Origin of the sequence: Sphingomonas rustica (assembly GCF_039652585.1) — a bacterium.
In the GTDB taxonomy this organism is placed as follows: Bacteria; Pseudomonadota; Alphaproteobacteria; order Sphingomonadales; family Sphingomonadaceae; genus Sphingomonas; species Sphingomonas rustica.
Genome location: NZ_JBDIZK010000019.1, coordinates 1 through 17,189, shown reverse-complemented (window position 1 = coordinate 17,189; position 17,189 = coordinate 1). Strand labels below are relative to the sequence as shown.

20 protein-coding genes are annotated in these 17,189 nt (G+C 67.5%); 8 read left to right on the top strand and 12 right to left on the bottom strand.

Annotation, left to right across the window (positions count from 1 at the left end; genetic code table 11):
- The first annotated feature begins 77 nt into the window (after positions 1–77).
- Together TPR58_RS22025 and TPR58_RS22020 are read left to right on the top strand one after the other, a co-directional pair.
- Positions 78–578, top strand: a complete 501-nt coding sequence (locus TPR58_RS22025; protein ID WP_346248930.1) for a hypothetical protein — start codon at positions 78–80, stop codon at positions 576–578.
- Between the two features lie 396 nt (positions 579–974).
- Positions 975–1,283: a hypothetical protein gene (locus TPR58_RS22020; RefSeq protein WP_346248929.1), complete on the top strand. Its 309-nt coding sequence runs from the start codon at positions 975–977 to the stop codon at positions 1,281–1,283.
- A 176-nt stretch (positions 1,284–1,459) separates the two neighbouring features.
- Here TPR58_RS22020 and TPR58_RS22015 read toward each other — a convergent pair whose 3' ends face one another.
- Both TPR58_RS22015 and TPR58_RS22010 read right to left on the bottom strand, forming a co-directional pair.
- Positions 1,460–1,906: a hypothetical protein gene (locus tag TPR58_RS22015; RefSeq protein WP_346248928.1), complete on the bottom strand. Its 447-nt coding sequence runs from the start codon at positions 1,904–1,906 to the stop codon at positions 1,460–1,462.
- Positions 1,907–1,942: 36 nt separating this feature from the next.
- Positions 1,943–2,694, bottom strand: a protein-coding gene (locus TPR58_RS22010; RefSeq protein WP_428835710.1) for an IS5 family transposase whose coding sequence is annotated in 2 segments (ribosomal slippage) — positions 1,943–2,365 and positions 2,368–2,694 — 750 coding nt in all. Because the reading frame shifts where the segments join, the coding sequence is not laid out codon by codon here.
- 578 nt (positions 2,695–3,272) lie between these two features.
- Here TPR58_RS22010 and TPR58_RS22005 point away from each other — a divergent pair.
- The gene (locus tag TPR58_RS22005; RefSeq protein ID WP_346248927.1) at positions 3,273–3,491 is read left to right on the top strand and encodes a Nif11-like leader peptide family RiPP precursor; all 219 of its coding nucleotides are present in this window, start codon (positions 3,273–3,275) and stop codon (positions 3,489–3,491) included.
- On the opposite strand, the gene TPR58_RS22000 is transcribed toward TPR58_RS22005, so the two are convergent.
- The 7 genes from TPR58_RS22000 to TPR58_RS21970 form a co-directional block, all read right to left on the bottom strand.
- Positions 3,473–4,603: a geranylgeranyl reductase family protein gene (locus TPR58_RS22000; protein WP_346248926.1), complete on the bottom strand. Its 1,131-nt coding sequence runs from the start codon at positions 4,601–4,603 to the stop codon at positions 3,473–3,475. The genes TPR58_RS22005 and TPR58_RS22000 overlap by 19 nt on opposite strands.
- Complete coding sequence (locus TPR58_RS21995; protein ID WP_346248925.1) at positions 4,596–5,648, bottom strand: hypothetical protein; 1,053 nt, start codon at positions 5,646–5,648, stop codon at positions 4,596–4,598. Before TPR58_RS21995 ends, TPR58_RS22000 begins: the two co-directional genes overlap by 8 nt.
- Positions 5,645–6,595: a hypothetical protein gene (locus TPR58_RS21990; RefSeq protein ID WP_346248924.1), complete on the bottom strand. Its 951-nt coding sequence runs from the start codon at positions 6,593–6,595 to the stop codon at positions 5,645–5,647. Before TPR58_RS21990 ends, TPR58_RS21995 begins: the two co-directional genes overlap by 4 nt.
- A gap of 81 nt (positions 6,596–6,676) precedes the next feature.
- Positions 6,677–6,817, bottom strand: a complete 141-nt coding sequence (locus TPR58_RS21985) for a hypothetical protein (protein WP_181402239.1) — start codon at positions 6,815–6,817, stop codon at positions 6,677–6,679.
- 85 nt (positions 6,818–6,902) lie between these two features.
- Positions 6,903–8,729, bottom strand: coding sequence for an asparagine synthetase B family protein (locus tag TPR58_RS21980; RefSeq protein ID WP_346248923.1), 1,827 nt, complete (start codon positions 8,727–8,729; stop codon positions 6,903–6,905).
- The gene (locus tag TPR58_RS21975) at positions 8,726–9,151 is read right to left on the bottom strand and encodes a lasso peptide biosynthesis B2 protein (protein ID WP_346248922.1); all 426 of its coding nucleotides are present in this window, start codon (positions 9,149–9,151) and stop codon (positions 8,726–8,728) included. The genes TPR58_RS21980 and TPR58_RS21975 overlap by 4 nt, the downstream gene beginning before the upstream one ends.
- A 7-nt stretch (positions 9,152–9,158) precedes the next feature.
- Positions 9,159–9,452 carry a PqqD family protein gene (locus TPR58_RS21970; protein ID WP_346248921.1) on the bottom strand — a complete coding sequence of 98 codons (294 nt, stop codon included), beginning with the start codon at positions 9,450–9,452 and terminating at the stop codon, positions 9,159–9,161.
- A 92-nt stretch (positions 9,453–9,544) separates the two neighbouring features.
- Between TPR58_RS21970 and TPR58_RS21965 the strand changes: the two genes are divergently transcribed.
- A complete protein-coding gene (locus TPR58_RS21965; protein ID WP_346248920.1) occupies positions 9,545–11,371 on the top strand; it encodes a RiPP maturation radical SAM C-methyltransferase in 1,827 nt (608 codons plus the stop codon).
- Positions 11,368–11,781, top strand: coding sequence for an NUDIX domain-containing protein (locus tag TPR58_RS21960; RefSeq protein WP_346248919.1), 414 nt, complete (start codon positions 11,368–11,370; stop codon positions 11,779–11,781). The genes TPR58_RS21965 and TPR58_RS21960 overlap by 4 nt, the downstream gene beginning before the upstream one ends.
- 57 nt (positions 11,782–11,838) lie before the next feature.
- Here TPR58_RS21960 and TPR58_RS21955 read toward each other — a convergent pair whose 3' ends face one another.
- The 3 genes from TPR58_RS21955 to TPR58_RS21945 all read right to left on the bottom strand — a co-directional run bounded on the left by TPR58_RS21955 (position 11,839) and on the right by TPR58_RS21945 (position 15,115).
- A complete protein-coding gene (locus tag TPR58_RS21955; protein ID WP_346248918.1) occupies positions 11,839–12,222 on the bottom strand; it encodes a hypothetical protein in 384 nt (127 codons plus the stop codon).
- A gap of 735 nt (positions 12,223–12,957) precedes the next feature.
- Entirely contained in the window at positions 12,958–13,971 is a 1,014-nt protein-coding gene (locus TPR58_RS21950) for an alpha/beta hydrolase family protein (protein ID WP_346248917.1), read from the bottom strand.
- A gap of 145 nt (positions 13,972–14,116) precedes the next feature.
- The gene (locus TPR58_RS21945) at positions 14,117–15,115 is read right to left on the bottom strand and encodes an adenosine kinase (protein ID WP_346248916.1); all 999 of its coding nucleotides are present in this window, start codon (positions 15,113–15,115) and stop codon (positions 14,117–14,119) included.
- A gap of 54 nt (positions 15,116–15,169) precedes the next feature.
- Here TPR58_RS21945 and TPR58_RS21940 point away from each other — a divergent pair, with 54 nt between their 5' ends.
- The 3 genes from TPR58_RS21940 to TPR58_RS21930 all read left to right on the top strand — a co-directional run bounded on the left by TPR58_RS21940 (position 15,170) and on the right by TPR58_RS21930 (position 17,068).
- Positions 15,170–15,862 (top strand): EI24 domain-containing protein, encoded by a 693-nt coding sequence (locus tag TPR58_RS21940; protein WP_346248915.1) that lies wholly within the window; start codon positions 15,170–15,172, stop codon positions 15,860–15,862.
- The gene (locus TPR58_RS21935; RefSeq protein ID WP_346248914.1) at positions 15,859–16,242 is read left to right on the top strand and encodes a hypothetical protein; all 384 of its coding nucleotides are present in this window, start codon (positions 15,859–15,861) and stop codon (positions 16,240–16,242) included. The genes TPR58_RS21940 and TPR58_RS21935 overlap by 4 nt, the downstream gene beginning before the upstream one ends.
- Positions 16,243–16,603: 361 nt before the next feature.
- Entirely contained in the window at positions 16,604–17,068 is a 465-nt protein-coding gene (locus TPR58_RS21930) for a DUF4372 domain-containing protein (RefSeq protein ID WP_346248913.1), read from the top strand.
- Positions 17,069–17,189: the final 121 nt, after the last annotated feature.

Below are 17,189 nucleotides of genomic sequence, written 5' to 3'. Positions count from 1 at the left end.
AACGCGCGGTTGCGCGAAAGTGTTGCGGACGGGACATGCACGATTGCGTGAACTCCGGACCGGATTAGGATCGCCGGATGATCAACTCTATCGGCAGAATTCTTGGCTGGTCAGTCGCCATCCTGCTGATCGTGCCGCTGGCATTCCTGTTCAGCGCGGTCCGCACCGTGGCCCCTGTCGCGCCACCGCTGGCGTCCGGAGGGGTGGCCGTTCATCTCGAAGCGGTTGAATTCAAGGAGAGCTACGGCCCGTGGCCGATCGTCTCCACCATCACCTACCCGAATGCCGGGCCGATCCGCGGCGAGGTCCGCAGCGTTACCGGCCGCGATCGGGCATCGGATTACCTCATCACCCTTACATCCGACAGGGGCGCGGCAACGCAGGTCCGGTGCGATCCTCACTATGCCGAACGCTGCTTCTTCCGTGCCGACCTTGGCGGTAGCGACGTGACACGGGGTGTGACGGTTTCGGTCCGCGATATGGATAGCGGCCAGACTGTGGTGCAGGCGCAGACGGTCCTGTTTACCCGCAAATCCCGCTATTCGCTCGCGCTCTGGGACGCGCTGATGAGCGTTTAGAGCGGCTGCTCGGTCACCTCTCATTGCGGCCGTGAACAAAGTTCGAGATGATTATTCGCGCGGAGACGCGGAGACGCAGGGAAGGATCGCGGGCGGCGGCGGCTGTGCTCGATCCTCTGACGCGGCATGTCGCGTCATTTCCGGGTGTCGCACCCCTATCTCTGCGCCTCCGCGCCTCCGCGCCTCCGCGTCTCTGCGCCTCCGCGTCTCTGCGCCTCCGCGTCTCTGCGCCTCCGCGTCTCTGCGCGAACCAGCTTCCCGGCCCAGCCCAGAGACTTGCGCCCGAACCAGGCACACCCCGGCTCGCGGCAGTCAAGGTCGGATCTCGACTTTTCAATCGGCATCCGTCACCAGTCACTGCACAACGCATCTAACAAGAGGGCATAGGACGATCACATGCGGCTTCTTCCCCGAATCATCTTCTTCCTCGTCGGCATCTTTCAGTTTTTCGCGGTGTGGGACGGCGTTGCCTATGCACTCGGCGCGACCAGCTTTCTCGGCAAGGCGTTCGCATTTTTCGTGGGGATCATCCTTACCTATATTCCGCTGATCGGGTCGGCGGTCGGCGTCTATGGCGCGACCCATGCCTGGGACTGGTCGCTTGCCAAGTCGGTGCTCCTGTTCTTCTGGTACGTCCCCGTCTTCCTGCTCATGATGATCGGCTCGTATTTCGCCAACCGGCGGCCTCGGGGCAGCCAGCTGTAGAGACGGCGCCTGGGGTCGTTACTCGCGCAGAGGCGCAGAGAGGGTGCGTCAGGCGCCAGAGGTCGGGAGACGCCACGCTCCTGGATCAAGCGGCATCGCCGCCCGCGGTCCCTCTCTGCGCCTCAGCGTCCCTGCGCGAGCCGATTTCCCCCGAAATTCGCCGAGATCAGGAACGCCTATTCTGCTTCAAGCACCCGCTGCATCGCGTCAGCGTCGAGTTCATCGCGCCGAACCGAAATGCCTAACGCGAAGAATGCGTGCGCAAGCAATTTGGCGCCCTCGGGATCGAACTCGATACCGAGGTACGACAGCTCGCCATCACGTCTTAGAAAAATTCCCATCGATCCGTCATAGAAATGTGAGACAAGACGAACTTCTCTCAGATCTATATTATGATGCTTCAATAATTGGATCGCGGACTCCTTGTCAGGAAGCTCGTCTGCCGTCGGATCTTTATGAGTATAGCGAACCTCCCATCTTTCTGCATCGACGCCGCCCAATTCGAGCATTCTGATGAGCCAGTCGGCATCGGCCGTAGTACCGACCCAGAGAATCGGAAATTTTTCAAGATAGGCCAGCGCGCCCGCCAGGGTCAGGTCCATCGCGCGCTTGACGATCTTCATCGTCTGAGGCTTGGCGTCGCTAGGGCTGAAACTCAATCAGAGCCAGAAGGCGAGCGCGGTCGCGATGGCGACGCCTGACAGGAAGTTGGCGGCGAGTTTATCATAGCGGGTGGCGACACGGCGGAAGTCCTTGAGACGGCAGAAGGCGTTCTCGATCAGGTGGCGGCCGCGGTACCGGTCTTTGTCGTAGCGGATTGTGCGTTTGCGGTTTCGCCGTCCGGGGATGACGGGAACGGCTCCGGCGTCACGTAGCGAACGGCGCAGCCGGTCGGCATCGTAGCCTTTGTCAGCAAGGAGGTAACGCATCCGGCCAGCACGTTCGAGAAGCGCGGGCGCTGCCTTCACGTCGCTGACATTACCGGCCGTCAGCATCAGGGCATAGGGACGGCCGATGACATCGGTCAGCGCGTGGATCTTGGTCGTCCATCCGCCGCGCGAGCGACCGATCGCCTGGATCTGGCGCCCCCTTTTCCGCCAAAGGCTGCGCGTTGCGCCTTGATATAGGTGCTGTCGATCGCGGTACTCTTCGTGACCACGCCAGCATCCGCCAGCGCGTCGAGAAGCTTGAGCCAGAAGCCACGGCGCGACCAGCGGTTGAACCGGTTGTAGATCGTCGTGGATGGCCCGTAATCAGCCGGGCAGTCGCACCAGCGACAGCCGACCTTCAGCACATGCACGATCCCGGAAATCACCCGCCGGTCGTCTACCCGTCGCGCGCCGGGCTGGTTCTTCGGCAGATGCGGCTCGATCGCCGCCCACGCTCTATCCGACAACCAGAACAGCGCCATGACTCACTCCTCCTGACCCGCGCACCACTGAATCAGAAAAACCATCATCCCTCAAGATGCTGATTGGGTTTCGACCCTAGTTACGCGGATTGACCAGAAACCCTTTTCTTCGATCAGCTGGGCGCGAAGCGATTCTGGACCGCCTCCCAGCCCATCGTGCTCGATACGGCCCGCGACGGGGCACTTTATCGAAATATGCCATCTGATCTCGTGCTTTATGACGGACTGACCGAAACGCGCATGCCCCTGGGCGCCGCATTCGGGGCAGTCGATTGCGATGTCGGAGCGGGCTTCTTTCATAGCCCTTTCATCATGGTTCGGACGCGCCGCATCTGAAAGGCAAATCGCGTCTCGAGCGAATTGCTCTCACCTCTCCCGCTAAGATTTGACCCATAGTAGGTTCGCGCAGAGAGGCTGCACGAAGCGCGAATGTCCCGATAAACCATGTCCCGGATCAAGCGGCGGCATCGCCTCCCGCGGTCCCTCTCTGCGCCTCCGCGTCTCTGCGCGAACCGATTTCCCGGCATCCTCGGCGACCCACGCTTGAACGCGCCCCGCCCCTGCGCCAGTCTCACGCGATGAGCCTGCGCAACGCCCATGAGTTCATCTCCCGTGCCGCCCGCGACCCTGCGCTCGCCGCGGCGATCGACGCGCTCGGGCCCGACGTCGCGCTGGACGACATCGCGACCCTCGCCGCGACCCGCGGGATCGAATGCACCGCGGATGAGATCCGCCGCGCGCATCGCCAGTCGCGCGCGCTGGCGGCGGTGGCCCGGGGTCAGGTGCGCGCCGGCTGAAGCGGGAAGGGTTCGGGGGCGGGCAGCTTCGCCTCCAGCGAGGCTGCCAGCGCCATGTAATTGCCCTCCTCGACCAGGAAGTTGCGGAAGAAGCTCTCCGGCTTGTTGAGGAAGATTGGCAGGACGAAACGGCGCAGCCGGTCGAGGTCGCGTCCGATCTCACGGTGGACGCGGCGCGAATGGTCGAGCCCGTCGGGGTCGGTCGAGGTCCCCGCCAGCTTCTCGGCGATCACCGCCGCAGCAATGGCGCCGCTGGCCAGCGCGAAGCGGATGCCCTCGCCCAGGATCGGCTCGACCAGGCTGGCGGCATCGCCGACCAGGCAGGCGCGCCGGGTCGAGATCGGCACCGGGCCGTCATAGATCGGGATCGGATGGCCGCGACGCACCTCGCCGCGCACCGCGCCGGGCGGCAGCGCCTGTTCCAGATAGGCGTCGAGCAGCCCGGGCAGCCCGGTGGCGCGCGTCCAGCTGCCGACGCCGCACGACAGATAGCCCTTCTTGGGAAAGATCCAGCCATAGCCGCCGGGCACCACGCCGAAGTTGAAGCTCATCCGCTTCCCCTCCAGCGCCCAGGCTTCCTCGCTCGGCTCGACATGCGCATCGATCGCCAGTGCCGGCCGGGTCCGCCGCCCCAGCCCCAGCGCCGCCGCGGTCCGCCCCGCAGCACCGTCGCCGCCGACCAGGTAGCGCGCCCGCACCGTCTCGCCGCCGCGCAGCGTCACGGTCACGCCGTCGGCTTCCTCGGTCACGGTCTCGACGCCGCAATCGTCGCGCAGCTCGATGTTCGATCCGCCCGCCGCCAGCGCGCGTTCGAGAATGTGGAGATCGAACGTCCGCCGGTCGATCATCCAGGCGCCATAGCCGAAGTCGCGCTCGACCACCGTGCCGAAGTCGAGCTGCCACAGCGACTGGTCGACATGCGCCTCGACCAGATGGCTGAAGTCCCAGCCGAGCAGCGCCTTGACCGGGCCGACGGTCAGCGCGCCGCCACACGCCTTGTCGCGCGGCAGCGTGCGCTTTTCGAGCACCAGCAGCTTCGCGCCCGCCTCGGCCAGGCGCAACGCGGCGAGTGCGCCCCCCGGCCCCGTCCCCACCACGATCGCGTCAAGCATGGCCGCTCCCCTGCAGCATCGGCGCGAGCGCCAGATAGGCCTTGGCCGGCAGCACGCGCCCGCCGGCCAGGTTCAGTTTCACATGATTGACGAAGCCGGCACAGTACGACGCGCCGCCATGCGCCAGATCGGCGGCGATCATCGCATCGGGCCAGTCGGCGCGCGCGTCGATCGGCGTGATCGTCGCCGGCCACTCGGCCAGGGCAGCGACACGAGGGCGTTCGGCCAGTCCCGCCGCCGCCAGCCGATCGAGCAGCGCCGCGCGCGCGGCATCGCCCCCGGCGCCCTGCGGATGGATCACCTCGATCCCGCATTCGGCGACCGGGCCGGGCGCAAAGCCCAGCACCAGCCGCGTGGCATCGCCGCCCAGCTCGGGCCAGCCCAGCAGGTCGATCAGCGGCGCCGGGTCGCCGGGCCAGCCGATCTCGCGCAGCAATGCCGCCACCGGTTCCGGCGCGACGCCGCGGATCATGCAGCGCAGCTGCGCATCGCGCGACAGCATCGCGCCGACCAGCCGCCCGCTCGCCATCCCCAATGCCTCGGCCCGCGCCAGCGTGTCGACCAGCCGCGACCAGGCCTGTCCCGCGTGCGGCGCGACGGCGGTGACGAAGCGCTCACCCGCATCGCGATCCGCCAGCGCGCCACGATCGAAGGCGGCGAACACCGCCGGCGCGGCGATCCACCCGTCCGGGCCGGCGTCATGCTCCAGCCCGATCTCGACGATCGCCGGCTCGGTCGCCCAGCCCGAGGCGAAGTCCGCCAGCCGCGCCCAGGCGAGATCGGTACCCGGCAGCGCCGCGCGCGCCTGCGCCAGCGCGGACAGCGCCGTCACGCCGCCGCGCGCCGCGAAGAAATGCTGCGACACGTCGATCGCGCGATCGCCTCCCGCCAGCCGGCATTCGAAATAGAGCTGCACCCCCGGCGCCAGCCACGCTGCCGAGCGGCGCAGTGCCGCCGCGCCTGCCCCCGAACCGGCCTCGTCCAGCAACGCCGGCGGGAAATGGGCGACGGCAAGCTCGACCAGCTGCGCGGCGAAGCGGTTCATGCGAACAGGCGCGGGATCAGCGCCGCCGCGATGCCCGGCAGCGCATCGAGCCGATCGGGCAGGATCAGCGTCCGCACCGGAACCCGCCCGGCGACGCTCGCCAGCCAGGCAAGCTCGCGCCGCCGCCCCTCGCGCCCGGGGGCCAGCATGCCGTGGAGGTTCGACGCAAGCTCGGCCAGCCGCTCGGCCACCGGCATCTCCGCGATCGTCGGTTGCGCCAGGGCGGGGTCGCGCGGCAGCACGCGGTAGATGGCGTCCAGCCGCACCGGGCGATCCTCGAACAGGGCCGGATCATGCACGCCGACCTTGGCCATTTCGGTCGTGGTGGGAAACAGCGTGCCCGAATCGCCGCTCAGCCCGAGCCGTTCGGCGCTGTCGGGCCACAGGCGCAGCCGCGCGCGACCCGGCTGGACCATCATCGCATCGCCGTCACGGGCCAGCGCGACCATGTCGTCGGTCACCAGCCGGCATCCCTGGCGCACCAGCGCCCAGGCGAGGCTCGACTTGCCGACGCCCGACGCGCCCATCAGCGCGATCGCCCGGTCGCCCTGCGACAGCGCGGTCGCATGAAGGCAAGTGCAGCCCGCCAGCCGCATCGCCCGGCCCAGGATCGGGCCCTCGATCAGGTTGGCGACCTCGGCAGCATCGGGATGGGCAGTCTCGACGACGACCTGCGCCCCGTCCTCGCGGATCGCGAACTCGGCGATGTTGCCGCGATAGTCATAGCGGATGCGGTGCCAGCGGCCGTCGGCCGAGCGGAAATAGTCGATCGTCGCCCAGTCCGGCACGATCTCGCTCGACTGGTCGTCGCGCCACGCGTCCGCCAGCGCGGCGACGACGCCCCGCGTCACGCGAATATCGGGCACCGCGATCGGCGCCACTTCCGGCAGGCCGGTCAGCGGCAGCTCGCTGGCGATCCCGGCAATGCCGAGGCGATAATGAGTCATGGTGCCGATAAAGCAACGGCCGGCCGGGCCCGTTCCGGGCACCGCGCCGGCCGGTTCGCGCGACGTGCGCGCGAGGACGGGTCAGCTGGTATACGTGCCCGGACCGTCCGAATCGTTGACGGACTGGCCGAAATTGGCGGTCTTGGTCATGCCGCGGATCGTGCCATGCTCGGTCAGGACCGGCTTGCGATACGGAGCCTTGGTCGCCGTGATCTTCGTCATTCACAATCCCCTGTTACCGGCCTCGCCTCAGGCCATACCCTTGAACTGCTCTCGTTAAGTCGTTTTACTTGCTCGATCAAGCGCGTCAAACGCGCCAGACTGTCCCGCCCGGCCCCAGGTCCGCGCCCAGCCAGGCAGCAAGGCCGGCGGGAAGCATGACCTGCGACGAATAACGATGCGGCGGCAACGTCCCGATCGAGGCCAGAATCTGGGCCAGGCGCGGCCGATCGACATAGCCGTCCAGCACCTCGGCGCGCGCCAATGGCTCCAGCCACGGCTCCAGCCCGCGCCGCGCCGCCTCCCAGCTGCCGTTGACGCCGAACACCGTCTTGGGACGTCCGACGATCTCGGGCGGCAACAGCCCCTGCGCACGGCGGCGCAGGATCGCCTTGTCGAACTGCCACGGCATCGGCGGCACCCGCATCGCCGCCTCGATCAGCCGCACGTCGAACATCGGCTGGCGCACGCGCAGCTTCAGGCCGGTCGATTCGGGATGCGCCGCGACCAGCAGCTCGGTCCAGAAGGGGTGGCTGGCCATCCCCTCGCGCGGATCGCCCAGCTGGCTGGCGCACAGGGCGCGCCACCGCTCGTCCATCCGCTCCTCGACGATCAGGCCGGGATCGATCATCCCGGCGATCGGCCGGGTCCCCGTGGCACGGAGCCGCGCCAGCACCGACTTGAACGGCGGGCGGCGGCGATGATGGCGCCAGAACCGGATCGTCTCGCGCATCAGCCGGGCATAGCGCCGCTGCCGCACCAGCGAGACCCAGTGCGTCACGCCGCCGCCGACGATCGCGTCGCCGCCCATGCCGAGCAGGAGCACGCGGATGCCGCGATCCACCAGTTCCTCGCCGACCAGGTGGAACGAGCTGGTCCGCAACTCCATCCGCGGCTCTGGCGGCGCCCGGAACACGCCGCGCGGCGGGTCGGTATAGATGCGCTCGACCGATACCGGGTTGAACGGAATCCCGAGATGATCGGCGCATCGCTGCGCCAGCGGCCGCTCGCGATCGGGCATCAGCCAGTCGCTGCCATAGGACCAGGCATGGATCTCGCTGCGCCCCGCCCCTTCGCGCTTGGCGGCGGCGGCGATCATCGTCGAATCCATGCCGCCCGACAGGGTCGTGGCGATGCGCGGGCTGCGCAGCCGGTCGCGCACGGCGGCGTCGAACACCGCCCCGAACCGCTCGGTCAGCTCGTCCGGCGACATGCGCTCCGCCTCGGCGAAATCGGCCTCGGGCAGCTGCCAGTAGCGCCGCTGGCGGACCTCGCCATCGGCGACCGTCATGCAGTGCGCCGGCGGCAGGCGGCGGATCGCGCGGTAGCTGCCCTCGTCGCGGTCCAGCGCATAGCCGAGCAGCAGATAGTCGCCGATCGCGCGGCGATTGAGCGACCGGTCGAGCCCGGGATGCGCCAGCAAGGCGGGTACCGCATTGCCGAACAGGAAGGTCTCGCCGACCTGCGCAAAATAGAAAGGCACGGTCCCGAACTGATCGCGCGCGCAGAACAGCCGCCGCGTGCGCGTATCCCAGATGGCGAAGGCGAAATCGCCGATCAGCCGATCGACGCACGCCTCGCCCCAGGCATGCCAGGCGTGGAGGATCAGCTGGCTGTCGGGCGCATCCAGCCTTGCCTCACGCCCGGCGGCGCGCAGTGCATCGACCAGCGCCTCGCGTCCGTCGATGCGGGCATCGGCCACCAGATGCACCGCGCCGTCGAAGCTGAGCGGCTGGCGGTCGGCGACCTCCTCTTCGGTCGTCGCCAGCAGCGCGTGGGCGAGAAACACGCCCTCGCCCTGCCAGCTGTCGCGACGATCGGGGCCCATGCGGGCGATCGCCGCAGCCATCGTCTTCGACAGCGCCGGGTCGACCGGCGCGCCGCGCGCCGCGACAAGTCCAGCGAAGCCGGTCATGCGGTCAGGTTCGGCAGATGCCAGAGCGGGCGATAGTCGGACGCCAGCGTCGGCGCCTCGTTCACCGCCCGCCCGTCCAGCTCGACCCAGGCATGTGCGTCGAACGGTTGCGCCACCCGCACCCCCAGCACCAGGTCGGCCGCAACCCGTCGGCGGCGCAGCACCGCGGCCAGCAACAGCGCGCGCGGCAGGCAGCGCGGGCCGGCGGGCATCGTCTCCCCCACCCGTGCGATCATCCGCGCCTGGCGATGCGCCAGTTCGGCCGGCGGCACCTTGGCCTCACGCGCGCGCGGCAGGCGATCGGCCAGCGTCCAGGCGACCTTCGCCGCCCGGCGCAGGCCAAGCAGCCGGATCAGCAGCGCCGATCCCGCCAGCGCGACCGCGACCGGCGTCGCGCGCGCGGCATCGACCAGCGCGGCCATGACGCGATCAGTAGGACAGGGTCACGAGGCCGCGGGCGTCGAGGTCCGCGACGAGCTCGACCAGGTCCGCGCGGATCGTCTCGACCGGCGCGTCATATTCGCCGGCCAGCGTCTCCGCCGCCGCCGCGACGCTGCTCGCCTCGCCCAGCACTTCCCACATGCGGGTGCCGATTTCGTCCAGCCCGTAATAGGTTTCGGTGTTGAGGTTCAGCAGCGCCGAATTGCCCGTAACTTCCTGGAACAGGATATGCTCGGGCACTTCGATCCGCGCCGCCAGGATCGTTTCTTCCTCGACCGCCATTGATGCCCCCTTCGACAAGTGATTAAGGGAGCTATAGAAACTCGCTACCGGTCGGGCAACCGGGGCAGCGGAGGGGCAGGATGGATACAGGCATGGGACAGGAACCGGCGACCACGGACGACCGGCTGGACCTGTGCATGGTCATCCCGCCGTTCGACCAGATCAAGATCCCGCTGCTGGGCCCGGCGCTGCTGGCGGCGGCGGCCCGCCAGCGCGGGATGAGCGTTCGCACCGTCTTCGGCAGCATCCTGCTTGCCGCGCGCGTCGGCTATGAGCCGTACAAGGGCGTCGCCCGCTATTATCTCGATTCGATCATCGGCGAGCGCGTGTTCCGCGACCAGGCCTGGCCGGCCGAGATCGTCCCCACGCTGCCGCCCCTGCCCCCGATCCACGGCAAGGCGGCGGAGATCGTCGACCATATCCTGCCGCAGGTCGCGCCGTTCATGGACGAGTTCGTCGCCGCGGTGCTGGCGCATCGCCCGCGGATCGTCGCCATCGCCAATACCTTCGAACAGGTCATGGCAAGCGCCGCGATCGCGCGGCGCATCAAGGAAGCGTCCCCCGACACGCTGGTGGTGATGGGCGGCGCCAACATCGCGATGCCGATGGGCGCGGCCTATGCGTCGGTCTTCCCCTGGGTCGATCATTTCTTCGCGGGCGAGGCCGACAGCGAATTTCCCGAATTCTGCGACCGCTATCTGCGCACCGGCGAGCGGCCCGAGGCGCGGGTGATCGAATGCGGGCCGAACGACAATATCGGCGAGATGCCGGTGCCCGAATTCGACGACTTTCTGGCCGCGCTGGAGGCGGAGAAGGCGGCCGGCCGACTGCCCCCGCACCTGCCCGAGGGGCTGCCGCTGGAAAGCTCGCGCGGATGCTGGTGGGGGATGAAGAACCACTGCACCTTTTGCGGCCTGAACGGCACCGGCATGGATTTCCGCACAAAGGCGCCCGACCGGATGCTGGACGAGATCCGCGAGCTGATCGACCGGTACGACCCGCCCTATCTGTCGTTCACCGACAACATCATGCCGCTGTCCTATTTCAAGACGGTGCTGCCCGAACTGGCCAGCTGGAAAAAGAAGCCCGGCCTGTTCTACGAGGTGAAGGCGAACCTGAAATACGATCAGCTCGAGCTGATGGCGCGCGCCGGGCTGGTGCAGATCCAGCCGGGGATCGAATCGCTATCGACCAATGTGCTCAAGCTGATGCGCAAGGGCATTTCGGGCATCCAGAATCTCAGCCTGTTGCGCGATGCCACCTCGCTCGACCTCTACGTCCTGTGGAACCTGCTCTACGGCTTTCCGGGCGAGGAGGTCTCCGACTATGCCGCGCTCCCCGACCTGTTCGCGCGGATCGAGCATTTCCGCCCGCCGGGCTATTGCGTGCCGATCGTCATCGACCGGTTCAGCCCGCATCACGGCGACCCCGAGGGATTCGGCATCGGATCGTACAAGCCCTATGACGGGTTCGCCGCGCTGTTCCCCGAGGGGGCACCGCTCATGGAGCTGGGCTATCATTTCATCGGCCAGCACAGCACCGCCTTCATGTCCGACGGCGACGCGCTGGCGCGGCTGCACGACGCCTATGATCGCTGGACCGAGGCGTGGACGAAGCGTCCGCCGATCGTCTCGGCGCTGGCGATGGGCCCGGGAGCGCCGGTGGTGGTCGCCGATACCCGCCGCATCGCGAAGGCGCGGATGACCCCGCTCACCCCCGACCAGGATGCCGCGCTGCGCTATTTCGAGACGGCGCGAAAGATCGGCCAGGCCGATCCCGACCGGGCGGCGCACCTGCCGCTGCTGCTCGAGCGCGACTTCGTCGTCGCGCATGAGGGGTTCCACATCAGCATCGTCACCCGCCCGCCCGCCGGGGCCGCGCGCCGCGCGAACAGCAACTGGATCCCGGTCGCGGCATGAGCGGCGACACGCCGGTACAACCCCGCGTCGGCTGCGGCGCGGCGATCCTGCGCGACGGGCAGCTGCTGCTCGTCCGCCGCCTGCGCGCGCCCGAAGCCGGCCATTGGGGCCTGGCCGGCGGCAAGGTCGATCCGTTCGAGACGGTGCCCCAGGCGGTCGAGCGCGAGATCGCCGAGGAACTGGGCATCGCCATCCGCGCCGACCGGCTGCTGTGCGTCGTCGACCTGATCGACCGCGACGCCGGCTTTCACTGGGTGTCGCCGGTCTACCGTGTGGATACGTTCGAGGGCGAGCCCGAGGTCCGCGAGCCGCATACGATGGGCGAACTGGGCTGGTTCGCGCTCGACGCGCTGCCGCACCCGCTCACGGCATCGGCGCTTGCCGCGGTGGCGGCGATCACCAAAGCATAAGCGATCACTCGCGATGTGGTCGGAGTGAATCGAAAATGCGTTTCGCGAACCGTCTTATCACTGCGGCGGAGCAGGTTCGACGCTGGTTGCGATGAGCACCGTGTCCGAACCACAGTAATTCTCGATCCGCTGCCCCAAGGTGCTATCGCTGAAATAAGCATCGGCCTTCATCAGCCGTCCGATAACCCGTACCCGCTTCCCCTCGAACCGACGCGCCGCCGAACGGAAGTCTGCGACTCGGGCAAAAGTGCCGCTCGTACAGCTCTGATCCAATGTGCGGCCAAGATCCTCCTGACGCGGGTACAACAGAAATTCACCTCTGAAGCTGATCCAGCCAACCAGCATATCGACCGGAGAGGGTGCTGACGCAGGTGGATGCCGGACTCCTGCGCAACCGCATAGCAAGAGCGCCGCCCCAAACGCCGTTGCGAATTTCTTCACCGACACATGACCCCCATTCCCGCAGCCACGTCACCGCCTCTGCGGTTCAGCAAGATCTTGAACCAGCCGGGTTGAAGCGCTCACCCCAGACTTCATCGATCACTTCAATATCTAGTGGTTCGAATCTAACAATTGGTACCCGCGTTTAACCTCGCCCGCGACCTTTCCCAGTATCAAAAAAGAATAGGCCCGTCATAATTAGACTCTCTATCGAACCCGCATTTTTTGCAATGCACAGCAGGCGGCAACAAAACATTCATCTCTAAAAAACCAAAATCATTTTTTTCATAGAAATAGCTTGACCGACACCTGGAACACCAGATCGACATCACAAATGACGCGACCAAGCCAAGAACTACTCCTCGAGCGAACACCGGCCATATACCGGTCTCTCCCTCTATCACCACCGATATCATTGCGGCAGGACCAGTGACGAGGAAAGCAATCCTAGCGATACGCGCGCACTTGTATTTAAGCATTTTTGCCTTCCGGGATATGTGCCGGTAATATTTAGCGTCAGCGGCGTTTTTACTTGACAACATCACAATCGTTGGTCGTATGAACACTCGCAAGCGATCTTATAATGAACAGACCAAGTTGAGGTCCGCGTCCCATTTGCACTATATAACCGACTCGACTTTTGATTTTTTCACTGCACTTACCACTACCGTCAAGAGGGGCCGCCCCCAACCGGGCGCAACAGACTGATACTGCACTGTCGAGACTGAGCAGGACTCACCTCACCAGTCGGTCGATCAGCCAGTGCGCGACCAGCGCGTCGAGCGCGGGCGACATGAAGCTGCTCTTGCCGTCCTTGTCCGGCCGGCCCAGGCCGTGGTCGGCGCCGGGCACGCCCACCACCAGCGCGTCGGGATTGCCCCGCAGCAGGTTCTGCGCGTCGATCAGGTGCGCCGCGGGCGCCAGGATCGGATCGTCCGAGCCCAGCACGATCAGGATCGGCGCGCGGATCCCGGCCAGTGCCTCGCCCGTCTTCGCCTGGTACATCGACAGCAGCAGCGGCGTGTCGATCACCGCGATCGCGCCATGCGCCTGCTCCGCCGTGAAGCCGCCGCCGACGAACGCCGCGACCAGCTTTTCGAGCAGCGCCGCAACCTCGGCGTCGGGTGCGCCACGGCCGCGCGCGTCCATCCACGCTGCGGTCGCGCCGGCAATGGCATCGACCCCCGCCGGCGCCATCCCGCCGCGGGTCAGGCTGGCGCGCAGGCCGTCGAGGAACATCTTGCCCTGCGGCCCGACCGGCCCCGACAGCATCACCACCCCGGCGATCTTCGGGTCGCGGAGCGCGATCTCGGGCGCGGCGGCGGCGCCGTGGCTCATGCCCATCAGCATGATCCGGTCGCCATCGACCTCGGGCCGGCCGCGCAGCCAGGCGATCCCCGCCTCGGCATCGCGCTCGGTCAGCGGCAGGCGCTCGTCATAGCTGCCGGTCGACTGGCCCAGCCCGCGCTTGTCGTAGATCAGCACGCCCACCCCGGCGGCAAGCAGCCGGTTGCGGATCCCGTCGAAGCCACCGCGAGTCCACCGGCCATGCCCCTGCAGCACGACCACCACCGGCACCCGCGCCGTGCCGCGACGCGGCGGCAGTTCGAGCGTACCTGCGATGGTCACCCCGGGCTCCGACCGGAAACGCGCCTCGACCGCGACCCGGTCGGGCGAGCCGGCGTTCGCGACCGGGACGGCAAGCATGATCGAGAGGAGCGCCAGAAGCCGCAGTGCCACGCCGGTCATCGTCACCCTCCCCGGAGCCATTTGCCCGAGGGTCGCCGATCAACCGACGCCACGTCAACCGCCGCGCACATCCTGTACGACCGTAAAACAAGGGGGCCGAGGCTTTCGCCCCGACCCCCTTGTTCGCGCAGGAAATTTCCTATGCTCAGCCGAGCGTGCGTTCGGCCAGCGCCTTCAGGTCCGCTTCGGGCCGCGCGCCATAATGCTGGATGATCTCCGCCGCGCAGACCGCGCCCAGGCGCAGCGACGCCTGAACGTCGAGGCCCCTGGCCTGGCCATGGAGGAACCCCGCGGCGAACAGGTCGCCGGCACCGGTGGTGTCGACGACCTTCTCGATCGGCTCGGCCGGCACCGCGAAGCGCTCGCCGCCTGCCAGCGCCATCGCGCCCTGCTCCGACCGGGTCACGACCAGCAGCGGGACCTTGCCCGCGATGTGCGCGATCGCATCCTCGAAGTCGCCGCAATCGCACAGCGCCAGCAGTTCGCTCTCGTTGGCGAACAGGATATCGATCAGCCCGTCGGCGATCAGCTGGCGGAAATCGTCGCCATGGCGCGAGATGCAGAACACGTCGGACAGGGTGAAGGCGACCTTGCGGCCCGCCTCGCGCGCGACGTCGATCGCCTTGCGCATCGCGGCGCGCGGCTCCTCGGGGTCCCACAGATAGCCTTCGAGATACAGGATCGCGCCCGAACGGATCAGGTCGAGGTCGAGCGCCGATGCCGGCAGGAACTGCGACGCGCCCAGGAAGGTGTTCATCGTGCGCTGGCCGTCCGGCGTCACGAAGATCAGGCAGCGCGCGGTGGTCGGCTCGCCCGCGCGGACCGCGGTGCCGAACTCGACGCCGGCGGCGCGGATGTCGTGCGCGAACACCTGGCCCAGCTGGTCGTCGGCGACCTGGCCGATAAAGCCGGTCCTGCCGCCCATCGCGGCGATGCCGGCGACGGTGTTGGCGGCCGACCCGCCCGAGACTTCGCGGCCCGGGCCCATCTTGGCATAGAGCGCGTCGGCATCGGCGGGCGAGAAGACCAGCTGCATCGAGCCCTTGGTCATGCCCTCGGCGACGATGAATGCGTCGTCGGCCTGGGAGAGGATGTCGACGATGGCATTGCCGATCGCGACGACGTCATAGGTGGGCTGGCTCACGGAAGCTCCAAATCAGTTGCGTCGCCCCACTAGGGACAGGCAAAGGGAATCGCAATGATCCACGCCCTGGTCCTGTCGTTCGGACAATTGCTCGATCCTCGGGTCGTCCGTGTGTTCCTCAAGTCGATCGCGCTCACCCTGGTCCTCTTCGCGGTGCTGGCCGCCGGGCTGTGGTGGGGGCTGCACGCCGCCGCCGCGCGCTGGGGCAGCTGGCTGGCGACCAGCACGGTCACCGCGGCGCTGGCCGATGTGCTGGCGGTGCTGCTGATGGTCTTCGCCTGGTGGCTCGCCTTCCGCGCCATCGCCATCGCGGTGGTCGGAATCTTCGCCGACGAAGTGGTCGAGGCGGTCGAGGCGAAGCACTATCCCGACGCCCATGCCAGCGCCCGGGCGGTGCCGCTGGGCCGGTCGATCGCGATGGGCGCACGATCGGTGCTGCGCCTGATCGCGGTCAACCTGCTGCTGCTGCCGGTCTACATCCTGCTGCTGGTGACCGGCGTGGGAACGGCGATCGCCTTCTTCCTGGTGAACAGCTGGCTGCTGGGGCGCGACCTGGGCGACATGGTCGCGGCGCGCCACCTGTCGCGCGACCAGCTGCCGGCCTGGCGCAAGCGCACGGGCGCCCGTCGCTTCGCGCTGGGCGCGGTGGGAACCGGGGTGATGCTGGTGCCGTTGCTCAACCTGATCGGACCGATCCTGGGCGCCGCGATGGCGACCCATGCCTATCATCTGGGGAAGAATGCATGAAAGCGAGCCTGCGCCTGTTCACCGCGGTGCTGACGCTGGCGGCGCTGTCGGCCTGTGTCCCCGCCGCCGAAAAGCCGGCCCGCGCCACTCGCCCCGGCCCGCCACCACCCCCGCCGCCGCCCAGCGCGATGGCCGCCGGACTGGGTCGGGTGATGGGCCAGACCGGACCGCGCCTGATCGCGACCCTGGGCAAGCCGACGATCGACTTTACCGAAGGCGCCGGCCGCAAGCTGCAATTCGCCGGCCCGATCTGCGTCCTCGACGCCTATCTCTACCCCCGCGGCCGATCCGAGCCGGTGGTCACCCATGTCGATGCGCGCCAGCGCGACGGCAAGCCGATCGACCAGGCAAGCTGCGTGGCGGCACTGACGAAGCGGTAGGGTATGCGGGCTGGTTAACGAACAGAGTTCGTCACCCCGGGCGTAGTCCCCGGGGTCCACCCATCCTCCATCCCGGACGCGTGGCGGTGCGGGCGGCATGCCCGGCAGGACCCGGAGGTTCCGGAATGAACCTCGGCTCCGGGAGTGGCCGATCGGTGGATCCCGGCACTTCGGCCGGGATGACGCAGGGGGTGGGGCGAGGTTTCGGCTCGGGTGCTCGGGCTGGTCAGCACACCCGTCACCCCGGGCGTAGTCCCCACAACTGTCCGGGATTTTGTTTCTGTGAGGAGGTGCACGGCAGACAAGTCCTGAGGATTCTGCCAAAATCATGTTGTCGAGACATGATATTTGGAGGTCTGCCGTGCCGTTTGCGAGTAGCGCGTTTCAGCAGCTTTTGGAACCGCTGGATCGTCGGATTTTGAACCGTATCGTGGCGCGGCATGACGGCGATCGCGGGGTGGGAACGGGTCCGAACGCGTGGACGTGCGTGCGGCATTTGCGCACGATGCTGTTTGCCCAGTTTGCCGGTCTCAACTCGTTGCGTGAGATCGAGCAAGGGCTTTCGGCACATCCGGGGGGACTGTATCATCTCGACCTGCGGCTGCCGCGCCGATCCACACTGAGCGACGCACAGGCGCATCGACCTGCGGCGGTTTTCCGCGACATCTGCCAGATACTGATCGGCCAGGTGAGCCGGGCGGTACGCCAGCAGGGCAAGGAACTGATCCAACTGATCGACGCCTCGCCGATCCTGCTGCGCGATCCGCGCTTTGGCTGGGCCGAAGCCGACCCGCATGTCCGGGGGCCCAAGCTACATGTCGGCTAGGGCCTGTCAGGATTTTCGTGTGCGGGCGGGCGGTTGAACATTACGCCGCCATGGCCTTGATGAAGCGCTCGCCGAAGATGACGGCGAACTGGGCCTTTGCCATGGACCACTCACGTGGCGG

Bases quoted from the DNA above. Each gene is read 5' to 3' on its own strand.
- TPR58_RS22020 (WP_346248929.1), top strand. From the start codon at position 975: ATGCGGCTTCTTCCCCGAATCATCTTCTTCCTCGTCGGCATCTTTCAG.
- TPR58_RS21935 (WP_346248914.1), top strand. From the start codon at position 15,859: ATGAAAGCGAGCCTGCGCCTGTTCACCGCGGTGCTGACGCTGGCGGCG.
- TPR58_RS22025 (WP_346248930.1), top strand. From the start codon at position 78: ATGATCAACTCTATCGGCAGAATTCTTGGCTGGTCAGTCGCCATCCTG.
- TPR58_RS22015 (WP_346248928.1), bottom strand. From the start codon at position 1,906: ATGAAGATCGTCAAGCGCGCGATGGACCTGACCCTGGCGGGCGCGCTG.
- TPR58_RS21940 (WP_346248915.1), top strand. From the start codon at position 15,170: ATGATCCACGCCCTGGTCCTGTCGTTCGGACAATTGCTCGATCCTCGG.
- TPR58_RS21985 (WP_181402239.1), bottom strand. From the start codon at position 6,817: ATGACGAAGATCACGGCGACCAAGGCTCCGTATCGCAAGCCGGTCCTG.
- TPR58_RS22005 (WP_346248927.1), top strand. From the start codon at position 3,273: ATGAGCCTGCGCAACGCCCATGAGTTCATCTCCCGTGCCGCCCGCGAC.
- TPR58_RS21990 (WP_346248924.1), bottom strand. From the start codon at position 6,595: ATGACTCATTATCGCCTCGGCATTGCCGGGATCGCCAGCGAGCTGCCG.
- TPR58_RS21995 (WP_346248925.1), bottom strand. From the start codon at position 5,648: ATGAACCGCTTCGCCGCGCAGCTGGTCGAGCTTGCCGTCGCCCATTTC.
- TPR58_RS22000 (WP_346248926.1), bottom strand. From the start codon at position 4,603: ATGCTTGACGCGATCGTGGTGGGGACGGGGCCGGGGGGCGCACTCGCC.
- TPR58_RS21960 (WP_346248919.1), top strand. From the start codon at position 11,368: ATGAGCGGCGACACGCCGGTACAACCCCGCGTCGGCTGCGGCGCGGCG.
- TPR58_RS21970 (WP_346248921.1), bottom strand. From the start codon at position 9,452: ATGGCGGTCGAGGAAGAAACGATCCTGGCGGCGCGGATCGAAGTGCCC.
- TPR58_RS21975 (WP_346248922.1), bottom strand. From the start codon at position 9,151: ATGGCCGCGCTGGTCGATGCCGCGCGCGCGACGCCGGTCGCGGTCGCG.
- TPR58_RS21950 (WP_346248917.1), bottom strand. From the start codon at position 13,971: ATGACCGGCGTGGCACTGCGGCTTCTGGCGCTCCTCTCGATCATGCTT.
- TPR58_RS21980 (WP_346248923.1), bottom strand. From the start codon at position 8,729: ATGACCGGCTTCGCTGGACTTGTCGCGGCGCGCGGCGCGCCGGTCGAC.
- TPR58_RS21965 (WP_346248920.1), top strand. From the start codon at position 9,545: ATGGGACAGGAACCGGCGACCACGGACGACCGGCTGGACCTGTGCATG.